This is a genomic window from Streptosporangium sp. CA-115845 (genome assembly GCF_050943795.1).
Lineage (GTDB): Bacteria > Actinomycetota > Actinomycetes > Streptosporangiales > Streptosporangiaceae > Streptosporangium.
The window spans coordinates 5,677,454-5,690,078 of sequence record NZ_CP191988.1 but is presented as its reverse complement, the minus strand read 5'-3'; the positions used below and the strand labels follow the sequence as shown (position 1 = coordinate 5,690,078).

Here is a 12,625-nt window from a genome sequence, read left to right as displayed (position 1 = left end):
CGTGTCGGGCAAGAACGATGGCCGTGGGGGACGGTGAGCATGATCTTTTCGTAGTCGATACCGCCTGAACGCAGTCAGGCGTCAGGCGGGTGGAGGGCGAGGTGACCATGGAGGAGGCTCCTCGTTCCTTCCAGGACATCGTGCGGCGGCGCCAGCGTGCGGGGTTTGTGGGCAGGGAAGGGGAGCGGGCATTCTTCCTCAACAACCTCGTGCTTTCGTCGAACGACGATGCACGGCGCTTCCTGTTCGCCATTCATGGAGACGGAGGCGTGGGTAAGACCTTTCTGCTGACCCGGCTCCGAAATGCCGCGACCGAGCAACGGTGGCTCACCGCCGGTACTGACGAGTCCTCCTATGGCGTCGTTGAGGTGATGGCTGAGATCGCCCAGCAACTTGAGGGTCAGAGCGCCCGGATGAAACGCTTCACCCAGCGACATTCGGTCTATCGGCAGCGTCGACACGAACTGGAGACGGACTCCGCTCCCGAAGAGGGGATCGCCTCCTTGGCGACCAAGGCGGTGGTGCGGGTAGCCCTGGACACGGCGACCGCCACCATTCCGGGCGGCAGCATCGTCGCCAAGGCGGTGGATTCGGCCGCGGTGGCCGACAACGTCGATCGGCTCCGTTCCGGAGCCCTGCAGAAGCGATACAAGCAGGATGATGTGCGGCTGCTCACTTCACCGGAGGAGGAGCTCACCCCGCTCTTTCTGGAGGGGCTGTACCAACTTCGCCGGCCGCTGGCGCTCTTTTTTGACACCTATGAGCGGACGAGCTCCTATCTGGATTCCTGGCTCCGTGACGTGCTGATGGGCCGCTACGGCGATGCTCCACCCGACATGATCATCACGATCGCCGGGCGCCATCCCCTGAACGCCAGTCGCTGGGCTGATTTCTTCGGCCTGCTCGTCGACATGCCGCTCGCGGCGTTCACCGATGTGGAGGCGCGACAGGTTCTGGCGGACAAGGGCATCGTGGACGAGCAGGTGATCGAGGTCATCCTGGCCGTGTCCGGAGGGTTGCCGTTGGCGGTGGCGATGCTGGCCGAACAGGGACCGACAGCGCCCGAGGCTCTGCACGACCCCTCGGGCAGTCTCGTCGAACGCTTCCTGCAGTGGGAGGACGACCCGGCCCGGCGCGCGCTCGCACTGGCGGCCGCCCTGCCCCGTCAGGTGAGCCGTGACCTGGTGGCCGCCCTGCTGCCGGACGAGGCCGCCGACACCGCGGACCTGTACGCGTGGCTGCACGGCCAGAGTTTCGTGACACAGACGGTGAGCGGCTGCCGGTATCACGATCTGGTACGTGAACCCATGATTCGCCTGAGTCGTAACCAGTCGCGGCAGGAATGGCAGAAGTCACACCGTCGGCTGGCACATACCTACATGGAGTGGCGCGAAGGTATTGGACAGTCGGATAAGAGTCAGAGAAGCGATGAGACCTGGCAGAACCACCTTTTGGAAGAGTGCTATCACCGCCTCTGCGCGGACTCAATGGCTGCGCTTCCAGAGGTCATCGATTTAGTAGTCGGGCCACACGGAGAAGGGCCGAAGTCCGTACGCCGATGGGTCGACATGGTCGTCCAGGCCGGGCGGGACACGGATGCGGTACTCCTGGCAACATGGGGTCAAAAATTACAGACAATACTGGATGCGGAGGGTGGCGACCTTTCACCATTTCTAGATGACCTTCTCCGGCAGCCGTGGTTTCCGTCCGGATCCAAGAAGCACGCCTATCGGGTTCGCGGTTATCAACACTACCTCGCCGATCGCTATACGGAGGCGATCGCCGACTTCACCATGGCCATCGATCTGGATTCCGAATACACTTGGGTTGTCAGTCGGCGTGGTGAAAGCTACCGATTAATGAATAGGCATGAAGAGGCTTTGGCTGACCTCAACGCGGCTATTAATCTTGACTCCGAAAACTCCTGGGCGATTGCTTCGCGTGGTGAGACCTATCGGTTTTTGGGTCGGTATGAGGAGGCGTTGGCTGACTTTAACGTGGCTATTGGTCTTGCCCCTGAGTATGCCTGGGCGATTGCTTCGCGTGGTCGAACCTATCGGTTGATGGGTCGGTATGAGGAGGCGTTGGCTGATTTCACTACAGTTATCGATCTTGACTCCGAATATGATTGGGCGATTGCTTCGCGCGGTGATATCTATTGGTTTTTGGGTCGGTATGAGGAGGCGTTGGCTGACTTTAACGTGGCTATTGGTCTTGCCCCTGAGTATGCCTGGGCGATTGCTTCGCGTGGTGAGACCTATCGGTTGATGGGTCGGCGCGAGGAGGCGTTGGCTGATTTCACTACGGCCATTGGCTTTGCCTCCGAATACGATTGGGCAATCGCCTCGCGTGGCCAGACCTATCAGGCGATGGGTCGGTATGAGGAGGCATTGGCTGACTTTGATACGGCTATTGGTCTTGACCCTAGGTATGCCTGGATGTTCGATTCGCGTGGTGAGACCTATCGGTTGATGGGTCGGTATGAGGAGGCGTTGGCTGATTTCACTACGTCTATTGGTCTTGACTCTGAATATGCGTGGGCAATCGCCTCGCGTGGCCAGACCTATCAGGCGATGGGTCGGTATGAGGAGGCATTGGCTGATTTCACTACGGCCATCGGCCTTGGCTCTGAATATGCGTGGGTGTTTTCTTCGCGTGGCGCGAGCTATCAGGCGATGGGTCAGTATGAGAAGGCGTTGGCCGACTTCGACATGGCCATCAGCCTCGACCCCAACGATCCGTCTGACCGTCTCGTTCGGGCAATGATACGGGATGAATCGGTTATCAATGGCGACCGCTATCAGTGGGTGGCCGATCCTGAAACCAGCCCCCCCGAATCCAGGGCACTGGCGCAACGTGTGGTGGACTGGTTGGTTTCGGAAGGCGTGATCTCCGCAGAAAAAACAGCGACCGATATCTATCTTCCCGGAAGTCAATACGCCACGGAGCAGGGAAATGTATCCCCGACGGGTGGTACTCGGCGGCTCACAATACATTATGAGAGAGTCATATGCCATCCAATGACGGCTGATTTTTTGATCTGTCCAAACTGTGAGTATCGACTACCTTTACGAAAGGACGGCCTGCCTACCCGGACATGGAGCGAAGTCATCGATCTCGCCGACTGCTGGAGTTATTATCGCCCAACTCAGCGGGAATGTGTGAGTTGCGGGCAGGGTGCCCAGTTGCAGGATTGGTTGTTTGATACGCCCTGGGTGTTTTGTAATTTTGCCATCTGTCTTTGGAACTGGGAGCCGCTGGATCTCGCGTTCGTTGATCGACTTTCGGCGCATCTTGGGCGCCCCCTCATCCACGTTCCGGTGAGAGACGACGGCTGACTCCGGCGTGACCAGGCGGGTATCCCCCCCCGGCAGCGGCGCCTCGTGCGGCTTGGCGCTCCTCGCGGTGGCGGGCCCGGCCGTCGGGTACGACCACGGCGGCGCCCATCTTGCTGGTGAGGTAAGCCGCACGTACCCTCATGTCGAGCGAACGGATGCGTGACGCATGGCAAAGATGTTCGACACCGCGCTGCGCATGGACGCGGCGGGCCCCGGGGGAATTCCCCTCCTCAATAACCTCAGCTTCCTCCGGCACCCCGCCTGGTACGCCTTCGACCGCATCGCCCCGGCCTTCCCCGGCCCGGTGGTGCCGTTGAGCCGGGGCAACGGGTCGATCGTCCTGCTCAGGGGCGAGGAGGCCGTCAGGCGGTACTTCACCGACAACGACACCTTCCACCGGTTGAGCGACGGCCTGTTCACGCTGCCCGAGGGGCGGCCGTGGTCGCGGATGTTCGACGCCGTCATCACGTTCAACGGCGAGTGCCACCGGCGGTCCCGCAGGTTGCTGATGCCGATCGTGCACAGGACCGCCATGGAGCACTACCGGAAGGTCTTCGCCGACACCTTCAAGCAGTCCCGGTTCGCGTCGGCGGACCGCGAGCCGTTCGACATGGTCGCCGAGTTCCTCCGCATCACCCGGGCCAACCTGCTCACCTGCCTGCTCGGGCTCGAACCGGACGCCAGGAACGTCGCCCTCGCGCAGTCCGTCAGCGACCTGTTGCAGGCCACCCTGAACCCGATGGTCTTCATGCACCAGAAGGATCGAGACTGGACGCCCTACGGCCGGTGGGTGCGGCGGGTCGCCGGGGTGTACGACGAGTTCGAGGCGATCATCGAGCGTAAGCGGGCCGAGGAGCCCCGGCCGGACGCACTGTCCATCCTGTGCCACACGACCGACGAGGACGGCGACTCACTCACCACGCCGGAGATCGCGGGGGAGTTGCACGGGTTGTTCGCCGCCGGGTTCGAGACGACCGCGATGTCGATGACGTGGGCCATGCTCACCATCCTCGGCACGCCGGAGCTCACGGTCTGCGACGATGAGACGCTGGACACCGTCGTCAAGGAGTCCCAGCGGCTCATCCCGACCGTTCCGCTCTCGTTACCCCGGCGGGTCATGCGCGAGGTGGAGATCGACGGCTCGCCGCCGATCCCCCCGGGCGCGCTGGCGTTCGCCGCGCCGTTGCTGGAGCATCGCGATCCCGCGGCGTTCCCGGACCCGGACGTCTTCCGGCCGTCGCGGTGGGCCGACTCCCGACCCTCACCGTACGAGTTCCTGCCATTCGGTGTGGGCCAGCGCCGCTGCCTGGGTGCGTCCTTCGCCGACCTGCAGATTCGGACGACCCTCGGCATGGCGCTGGAGTACGGTACGCCGGAGCTGCTCACCACCGAGGTCGACTATCGCATCAAGTCCGGCGCCACCGCGTTCCCGAAGAAGCCGATCATGATCGGGGTGGGCCGGGACGGCTCCTCCGTCCGGCGGTGCGTCACCGGCAGCGTCACCAAACTCTGGAGCCGGTTTCCGCCGCGGTGAGCGCGGTGGCCGGCGGGTGGAGCCTGCGCCGGCCTTCGACGCGGCGGGGGAATCCACGCTGATTCCCCCGCGTCATGTGATTGCGGAGCCCATACACGCCCTGGACCGGCGGCGGGGCCTCGTGCGGGGGGTAGCGCGCCCCGAACAGCCCAGCGGTCAGCTCGGTGACCCCTGATACCTCCGGTGTACCCCCGGGAAATCCCGGTCGGCGATCGGCCTGTCCCTAACCTGACCACGGCCTTTCGAGACCATTAGCAGGGCTGGAGGTGCTTACCGTGTGGTCCGTGTGACTTTCCCAGGCGGAGCAGGATCAACATCGCGGCTCCCGCGACGACGATCTCGGCCACCGGGAAGCTGATCCACAACCACAGGGTTCCGAAGAGGCTGAAGGCGAGCAGCAACGGCACCCGGACCGCCACGATCGACCCGATCGAGATCATGTAGGACGGTCGCGCCCGCCCCAACGCCTGGAAGTACGCCGACACGAGCATCGCCACCCCCGAGAGGGGATAGCTGAGCGCGATGATTCGCAGGGCATGGGTCGCCGCTTCCCGGACCGCTGGATCGTCGGTGAACGCCGCCGTCAACGGCGCGGCGGCCACCAGCAGGACGAGACAGGCCACCGTTCCGTAGACCGCTGTCGCGCGAAGGGCGAGTGTTCTCGTGCGGCCGACGCGAGCGGCCAGGGCTCGGCCCGCGTTGTATCCGATCAGCGGCTGCATCCCCTGTGAGATGCCGAGCTGGGGCATCAGGACGAACGTGCCGATCCGGCTGCAGATGGCGTAGGCGCTCATCAGCACCGGGCCGCCGAGCGTCACCAGCAGGTTGTTGACGAGCGCCACGACCAGGGTGTTGCCGAAGCCTCCGAGAAAGGAAGGTGCTCCCACGGCCACCAGCAGGCGCAACGTGGGGCCGTGCGGGCGCAGATCGGCGCGGGTGACGCGGTAGGGGCGGTCGCGCTGGACGAAGAAGAACCACAGGCTCATACCCATGGAAACCGCCTGGCCGCCCACCGTTCCCAGCGCGGCGCCGCGAACCCCCAGGTCGAAGCCGAAGATCAGCAGCGGATCGAGCACGATCTGACAGACCACCGGGGCCACCCAGAGCATGGTCGAGAAGCGCGTCCGCCCCTCGGCCCGCACCAGGCTGGAGAAGCCGGTCGCCGTGATCGCGCCCGCCAGAATGATCAGGGCGTAGTCGCGCGCGTAGCCGTGAGTCTCGTCCGTGGTGCCCAGCAGGGTGAGGAGCGGGTCGACCAGCAGCACTCCCAGCACACCGATGATCACGGCCGTCGTCCAGTAGACGAGGAACGCGTTGCCGGTCGCCCGAGCGGCCTGCCGGAGGTCGCCGGCGCCGAGGCTGCGGGAGACCAGCGACGCGCCGCCGATCCCGACCGTGGTCGCCACCGCCCCGAGGATCAACAGGACGGGCGTCACGATGTTCACGGCCGCGAACGCGATCGCCCCCACGCCGCGGGAGACGAACCAGGCGTTCGTCAGCGCGTAGACGCCGTAGGTCGCGACCGACACGGTCGCCTGGGAAGCGGAGTCCCAGAGCAGCGGCCCGACCGGTCGCGTGCCGAGGGCCGTGGTCCGGTCCCCGCGGTCACCGCGTGGACTCGACGGGAGAATCCCCGCCGGAGTCATCGCCGGTGGCCGAAGGTTTCCATGATCTGCGCCAGTTTCGTCCGCGCGAAGTCGTACTGCGAGGAATCCGTGTGCCCGCGGTAGACGGTCTCGATGACCATGATCAACAGAAGATGAAGGTTGTACAGGCGGCGCCGCGTTCTTTCAGCCGGAGTGAACGACTCCCTGCCGTAGCCCCGCATGAAGCTCTCCACGTCACTCGACATGTCGTCTGTCTCGGTGGCGACGAATCCGGCCTCCATGATCGGATCGCCGTACAGCGCACGCTCATGGTCGAGGATGCTCACCAGGGCGCCGTCGCGCACCATGACGTTGGAATCCCAGAGGTCCCACTCGACGAACGTCGGCTCGGTCACCTCGTCGAGGCAGTCCGCGTGCTCGGCCACGAGCCGGCGGATGACGTCGTAGTCCCAGCCGATGTCGACGTTGCGTCGCTCTCCGTCGCGCAGGACGTCCTCGACGATGCCGGTGAAGACCTGCCGCCAGGTGGCCCCGCTCGCCGTGTCGTCCAGCAACGGCCCGAAATGATCGCCCTTGATCTGGTTGAGGGCATGGTTCGCCGCACCGAGTGCCTCCTGGCAGGCGCCGTACACCTCGGGGGACAACCGGTCCTTGATGATGCCGAGATTGTCGGCGTCGACGAACTCCATGAAGAAGTAGTCGGCGTCGCACAGCTCGTGGCTCTCGTCGTAGAAATGAACGGCGGGCACCGGTACGGAGGTACGCTCACGGACCATCGTCAGCGCGTGCACCTCGGTGCGCATCATGTTCCGCTCGTACGTCATCACCTCGACGTCGGCGAGCGGCGCGATCTTGAGCACCACCGACCGGCCGTCTCGCAGGCGGATCCGGTAGGCCACGTTGAACCAGCCGTGGCCCAACTCCTCGACCCAGTCCTCACCCTCGGGCACCTGGGCGTCCCCGAAGGCACGCGTGACCATGGCACGCAAGCCGTCGATCGACTGCCGGTTCTTGGTGACGCTGTCGGTCACGGCTTTCATGAAGATTCTCCGAGATCGCGTTGGGGGGATGATCCGCTCGTCCATTCTCCGTCCTCCGCACGGCTCCACGGCCATGTTCCGCAGGCCGCCCGAGCGGATCTTCGCGGCGTGCGGCGCTGCGGCCTGGCCGAGTCGATGAACGGACTCTCGTAAGGTGACGGGACGGCGGTGATCTGGGCCGGCCGGTTGAACGACGACCGGGCGCCGCGTTGAAGGGGCGGACGGTGACCTTCGGTTCACTCGGTGTCTGCGGGCAGCCCGCATGTCATGTGATGGAATGTCCGCTTCTAAGCTTCAAGGTGTGACGAAATACCTTGATGTGCATCCGGAAGATCCGCAGCCTCGACTGATCGGCCAGGTGGCCGATCTTCTGCGTGCGGACGGGCTGATCGCCTATCCGACGGACTCGTGCTACGCGCTGGGGTGCCGACTGGGCAACAAGGAGGGCATCGACCGGATCAGGGAGATCCGCGACCTGGGCAGTGATCACCACTTCACCTTGGTCTGCAGAGACTTCGCCCAGTTCGGCCAGTTCGTACATGTGAGCAATGCGCTGTTCCGCTCGGTCAAGGCGGCGACCCCCGGTGGATACACGTTCATCCTGCCCGCGACCAAGGAGGTGCCACGGCGGTTGCTGCACCCCCGGAAGAAGACGGTCGGCGTCCGGATCCCCGACCACGTCATCACGCAGGCGCTGCTGGCCGAACTCGGCGAACCGCTGCTGTCGAGCACCCTGCTGCTGCCCGATGAGACCGAGCCCCCGACACAGGGCTGGGAGATCAAGGAGAGGCTCGACCATGTGGTGGACGCCGTCATCGACTCCGGTGAGTGCGGTGCCACCCCGACGACGGTCGTCGACCTCTCGCAGGGCGAGCCGGAGATCCTCCGCAGGGGCACCGGAGACCCGTCCCTCTTCGAGTAAGACGACCGGCAGGTCTGGCACGTCCCCCCGGCGACTTCGTCAGGTGCGAGTCCTGAATCCGCGCAGAACCCGATCGAGGCACTGCCGATGTGGATTCGGGCGGGAAGGCGTGATTTATGCAGCGATGAGGCGTGGCCGCTTCAACAGTTCGCGGGCGAGGGCGGCGCCGCGTTTGACGTCCGCGGTCGGGATGGGTTTTCCGGTCCGGGTATCGGCGCACTGAGGGCATCTGCCAGGAGTCGGTACGGGGCGTGCGCAGTCGTCGCACTCGGTGCGAGCCACGAGCCTGGCAGGTGCGGTCACCGGTGCGGGGGCGGGCAGTTTGGTCCGCAGCCGGTGCATGATCAGTTTGGCGGGTGAGCGGATCTCGTCGGGCAGTCCGACGGTCAGGACGGTTCGGATCTGCGTCTCGGTGCTGCCTCGGTCGAACCACTCGGTGAGGAGGGGCAGAAGGGGGGCCATCTCGGATTCGCCGATGGTGAGCCGGGGTTCGGCCCGGCCCAGGCGGGTCAGGAAGGCAACGCCGGGGGCTGCGGATCCACCTCCGCCGCCGTTTCCGCCGCCCCCACCGTCTCCATCATCCCCGCCGTCCCCGTCGTCTCCGTTGTCCGGGGGCGGCTTGGCGGGCCAGGCGGGTTCGCCCGAGCCGCGCCGTCGCGCGGCCGGGTCGGGGGAGGGGGTGGTTTCTTGAAGTTCTTTCTTTACTCCCGTAGGGAGCGGGCTCGTCTTACCGAGGCTTGGCTTGTCAAGGCTTGGCTTGTCAAGGCTTGGCTTCCCGGGGCCTGAGATGACCTGGAGGTCGGGGTCGGGGCGGTCGTGCTGCGGGGTGTCGTAAATGTCCACCACGGTGTGCAGCTTCCCGGCCTCGTCGCGGAAGCGCCTGCGGATCAGATAGCCGTGGTCGGCCAGCTCCCGCATAGCCCTGGCGATGGCCTGCTGGCCCTCGGGGTTCTCGGTGGCGAGCGCCTTGATGCTCTGGTGAATGCTGTCGGGGCAGGACAGCAGGTAGGCGAGCAGGCCGCGGGCGACGAAGGACAGCCGCCGATTTTTGAGAAAACCGTTGGGTAGGATGGTGAAATTGGCCTTGGGGTTGCTACGGTGGATTCGCATGCGGAAGTTGCTCCGGGTGCCGTGTCCCGGGGGTGTTGGTGCACCCGCCGGGGCTTTTTAATGTTTCGAGGGGAACCATAGCCCGAACGGTGATTCGACGGGCCGTAATTCCCGCCTACTTTGCGCGACAATCCCCAGCCCACAGGTGCCATCGTCCTCGATTTGGACTTATGTCCGGAAAGCTTGCGGAATACCATTCTTGGGTTTTATTACGGGATGAGAACCTGATGATGAATGGTCAAGTATTTTACGTGCGGACTATTTTTTGTCGCATTGATGGGTTTGTCTGAAATGCTCTCTTTTGTTGGGGTTTTTCGGGTGAACGTATGAGTCTGTGCGGGTTGGTCCGTACGGCGGACGGAAGGCACCTCACTCGGCCTCCTCGCTGTCATAGCCACTCGCGAAGAAGCCGACGTAACCCGTCAGCGGGCCGAGGCTCTCGTCCGAAACGGTCACACCATCGCCCAGCAGGCCGTACAGCCCAGCTGAGTTTTTGACCGATAGGTGGCCCTTGGGAGCGATGGCTGGCCCGTTTGGCGAGTTCGGCCGTACGAGGCGTGGCCAGGGATGGGGGCTGTCAGGTCACACCTTTGCGCACCGCCGACGACCACTGGCGAACACTCGTGACGATCAGATCGGTGGGCTCGCGTAATGGTGCAGCAGGGCCGGCTCGCCTGTCGTGTTGAGCCAGGTGGCGCGGGTGCTGCCGACCCTGCGCCAGCCAATCCGCTCGTAGAGTCTGATGGCTGCTTCCCCCTCGGAGGAGACCTCCAGCTTCAAGGGGGTCTGAACGGCGGCGCGGACCGTGCCGATGAGCCGGGCGGCCACGCCACGTCCCCGGGCGGCGGGGGTGACGAACAGGCGGGTGATCTCCATGCCCCGTGTGACAGCCACATGGCCGAACACCACCTCTGCCTCGACCGCTACCCATGCTCCGGCCAGGTCACCCGGCGTCAACCAGCCACCGGGATCGTTCGGCCAGTCCACGGGGTAACGATCGACGGTCTGAACGTCGGCGAGAGCCGCAATGCAGGCGTCCAGATCGGCCGGGGTTCTGCCGCGGATGTCCACGCGAGCAAGCATAGGAGACGTGGGCCATCCGAGGCTGTGAACGAAAGATGGCGGATGAGACGAGAACATCTTCAGCCGATCAAGACGTGCGACCAACTTCCGCTCCCAGATGGGCCGGCGTTATAGCGCACGGTTTCCCGGACCCGACGTGAGTGAGAGCCGGAACGGGGTGTCCGTCAGCAAGCGCGATCGAGTCGTGCGGCGCGGGATGTGACCGTTCCGCGATCTCGTGGCGGTCCCGTGCTCAGGTTGTGAGGGCCAGGCGGCGCTCGTGGAACTCCTCCGCGTCGCTCAGGCCGGGGTAGCGCTTGGTGAGGATGCGGTCGAGGTGTGCAGCACGGGAGTGGATGGGGGCGGTCAGGCGTGGTGACTCCAAGCCCTGCGAGCCCATCGAGACGGCTTCTTCTGGGGCGCCGAGCTGGGCGAGGGCGATGCCCAGATAGATCCGAGTGAGAGCTTCGCTGCTTGGGACCCGGTTTTCTGCGGGCTTTGCCTCGTAGGCGGCGATCGCGGTTTCCGAATGTCTCCGGGATTTCTCGAAGTCCCCGAGCGACAGCCATGCCAGAGCCGAGTAACTGGGGATGGTCTGGGTGGCACCTGACGCACCGGCATCGGTTCCGAAGCTTCCCTGCGACCGGTCCGGCAACCGCTCGTATACCGTCTCGGCTGCCTGGAGCAGCGATTCGCACTCCGCACGCTGGCCGAGCTGCGCGTGTGCTCTGGCGGCCTGGGTGTTCAGTCGGATGGCCAGTACGTGACGTGTCGGGACTCTGCTCAGCCCTTTCTGGGCGGCCGACAGCGCACGGTCCGGGTGTATGCCCTGGATCGAGATGGAGGCCATCACGTTGGCCGCGTGAGCGTACAGCTCGTCATGTCCGGCCTGGTGAGCGTGCTCGAAGGCGTCGATGGCGTAGGCATGGGCGGCGACCGGGTTGCCCAGCTCATGAGCCAGCCAGGAAAGCTCATGAGAGAGCCAGCCGGCGTAGACGTACAGCTCGCGGCCTTCTCTGAGGGTGTGCGGGCTGCGGATGAGCTGGTCCACACGCTGACGGTAGGCGCGGGCCACGACGAGCATGTCGGCGGGTGAGTTGCGATTGACGTTTGTGGCGATGTCGGTGATCACGACCTCAAGATGATCCAAGGTGCTTTGTCCGACGGCGGACTGGCTGGCGCGGCGGGTGAATTCCATGGCCTCGTCGGTGGCGTCGCCCAGGACTCGTCCCATGGCGGCGGCCAGGCCGACTCTGAGCACGTCTCGGCGGTTCGTAGGATCACCTTCTCCCTCGTGACCGGTGCAGTGGTCCTGCTGCTGATTGTCGGTGGTGCCGTCGTACGGGCTCAATGTCCGCGCGGGTGCGAACAGGATGGCCTCGGGGATGCCCAGGGCGCGGCTGTAGAGCAGCCGGTAGCGCTCGCTCAGCGTGGTGGTCTCGCCGGACTCCCAGCGGCGGATCACCCGGACCAGGGACTCCTGCGGGGGCAGGCTGTCGCCGTCTCCGAGGGCGGCGCGCAGTCGCCGCGCCATCATCGGCACGTCCCATCCCCGCGTCTTGCGCTCGGTGCGGATCCGCACCACCCACCCGGAAAGCTCGCCGCCTCTGGCCACCGCAATCACTCCTCGAACGAGAAAGGACACCCAGCGCACCCATCTTCCCGATCGATTATCACTCTCCGCAATTATTCGCACACATTTTCCCCAACTCTCGGCAGATCTGCCGACCGGGCGACCATCCCCTCGGGGAATCGGCATGTTTTCCGATGAATGCAGGAGCGCAGGTGAGCCGATCCGTACGGCGGGAGCAGGCGCGTCGGGCGGCCGTCGTCTGATCTTCGACGGGTGCTCGGCACGCTCTTCTTCGGCGAGTCGCGACTCCACGTCGCCTGATCTTCAGCGGGACAGATCTTCAACGGGTGGGGACGTCTGTCCTGTTCGGTGCCGTCGCCGGTTGTCAGCCTTCACCGCAGGTCATCCGCACCTTCTAATGACGCCGACGGATTCGGTG

Annotated in this window: 8 protein-coding genes; 3 read left to right on the top strand and 5 right to left on the bottom strand. The window is 64.8% G+C overall.

Features of this window, described 5'->3' with window-relative positions:
• Positions 1–107: 107 nt before the first annotated feature.
• Entirely contained in the window at positions 108–3,338 is a 3,231-nt protein-coding gene (locus ACQP0P_RS27895; RefSeq protein WP_433382144.1) for a tetratricopeptide repeat protein, read from the top strand.
• 166 nt (positions 3,339–3,504) lie between these two features.
• Positions 3,505–4,872 carry a cytochrome P450 gene (locus ACQP0P_RS27890; protein ID WP_433359616.1) on the top strand — a complete coding sequence of 456 codons (1,368 nt, stop codon included), beginning with the start codon at positions 3,505–3,507 and terminating at the stop codon, positions 4,870–4,872.
• Positions 4,873–5,123: 251 nt separating this feature from the next.
• On the opposite strand, the gene ACQP0P_RS27885 is transcribed toward ACQP0P_RS27890, so the two are convergent.
• On the bottom strand, positions 5,124–6,401 hold the full coding sequence (locus ACQP0P_RS27885) for an MATE family efflux transporter (protein ID WP_433359613.1): 1,278 nt from the start codon (positions 6,399–6,401) through the stop codon (positions 5,124–5,126).
• A gap of 113 nt (positions 6,402–6,514) precedes the next feature.
• Complete coding sequence (locus tag ACQP0P_RS27880; RefSeq protein ID WP_433359610.1) at positions 6,515–7,519, bottom strand: phosphotransferase family protein; 1,005 nt, start codon at positions 7,517–7,519, stop codon at positions 6,515–6,517.
• Positions 7,520–7,820: 301 nt separating this feature from the next.
• Here ACQP0P_RS27880 and ACQP0P_RS27875 point away from each other — a divergent pair, with 301 nt between their 5' ends.
• Positions 7,821–8,441 (top strand): L-threonylcarbamoyladenylate synthase, encoded by a 621-nt coding sequence (locus ACQP0P_RS27875; protein ID WP_433359607.1) that lies wholly within the window; start codon positions 7,821–7,823, stop codon positions 8,439–8,441.
• A 114-nt stretch (positions 8,442–8,555) separates the two neighbouring features.
• Here ACQP0P_RS27875 and ACQP0P_RS27870 read toward each other — a convergent pair whose 3' ends face one another.
• From ACQP0P_RS27870 to ACQP0P_RS27860, 3 genes are all read right to left on the bottom strand, one after another.
• On the bottom strand, positions 8,556–9,551 hold the full coding sequence (locus ACQP0P_RS27870; protein ID WP_433359604.1) for a hypothetical protein: 996 nt from the start codon (positions 9,549–9,551) through the stop codon (positions 8,556–8,558).
• Positions 9,552–10,181: 630 nt separating this feature from the next.
• A complete protein-coding gene (locus ACQP0P_RS27865) occupies positions 10,182–10,622 on the bottom strand; it encodes a GNAT family N-acetyltransferase (protein WP_433359601.1) in 441 nt (146 codons plus the stop codon).
• A 244-nt stretch (positions 10,623–10,866) separates the two neighbouring features.
• Positions 10,867–12,228 carry a hypothetical protein gene (locus ACQP0P_RS27860; protein ID WP_433359598.1) on the bottom strand — a complete coding sequence of 454 codons (1,362 nt, stop codon included), beginning with the start codon at positions 12,226–12,228 and terminating at the stop codon, positions 10,867–10,869.
• Between the last annotated feature and the right edge of the window lie 397 nt (positions 12,229–12,625).

Coding starts and splice junctions, on each gene's coding strand:
- ACQP0P_RS27890 (WP_433359616.1), top strand. CDS start 3,505: ATGGCAAAGATGTTCGACACCGCGCTGCGCATGGACGCGGCGGGCCCC.
- ACQP0P_RS27870 (WP_433359604.1), bottom strand. CDS start 9,551: ATGCGAATCCACCGTAGCAACCCCAAGGCCAATTTCACCATCCTACCC.
- ACQP0P_RS27880 (WP_433359610.1), bottom strand. CDS start 7,519: ATGAAAGCCGTGACCGACAGCGTCACCAAGAACCGGCAGTCGATCGAC.
- ACQP0P_RS27895 (WP_433382144.1), top strand. CDS start 108: ATGGAGGAGGCTCCTCGTTCCTTCCAGGACATCGTGCGGCGGCGCCAG.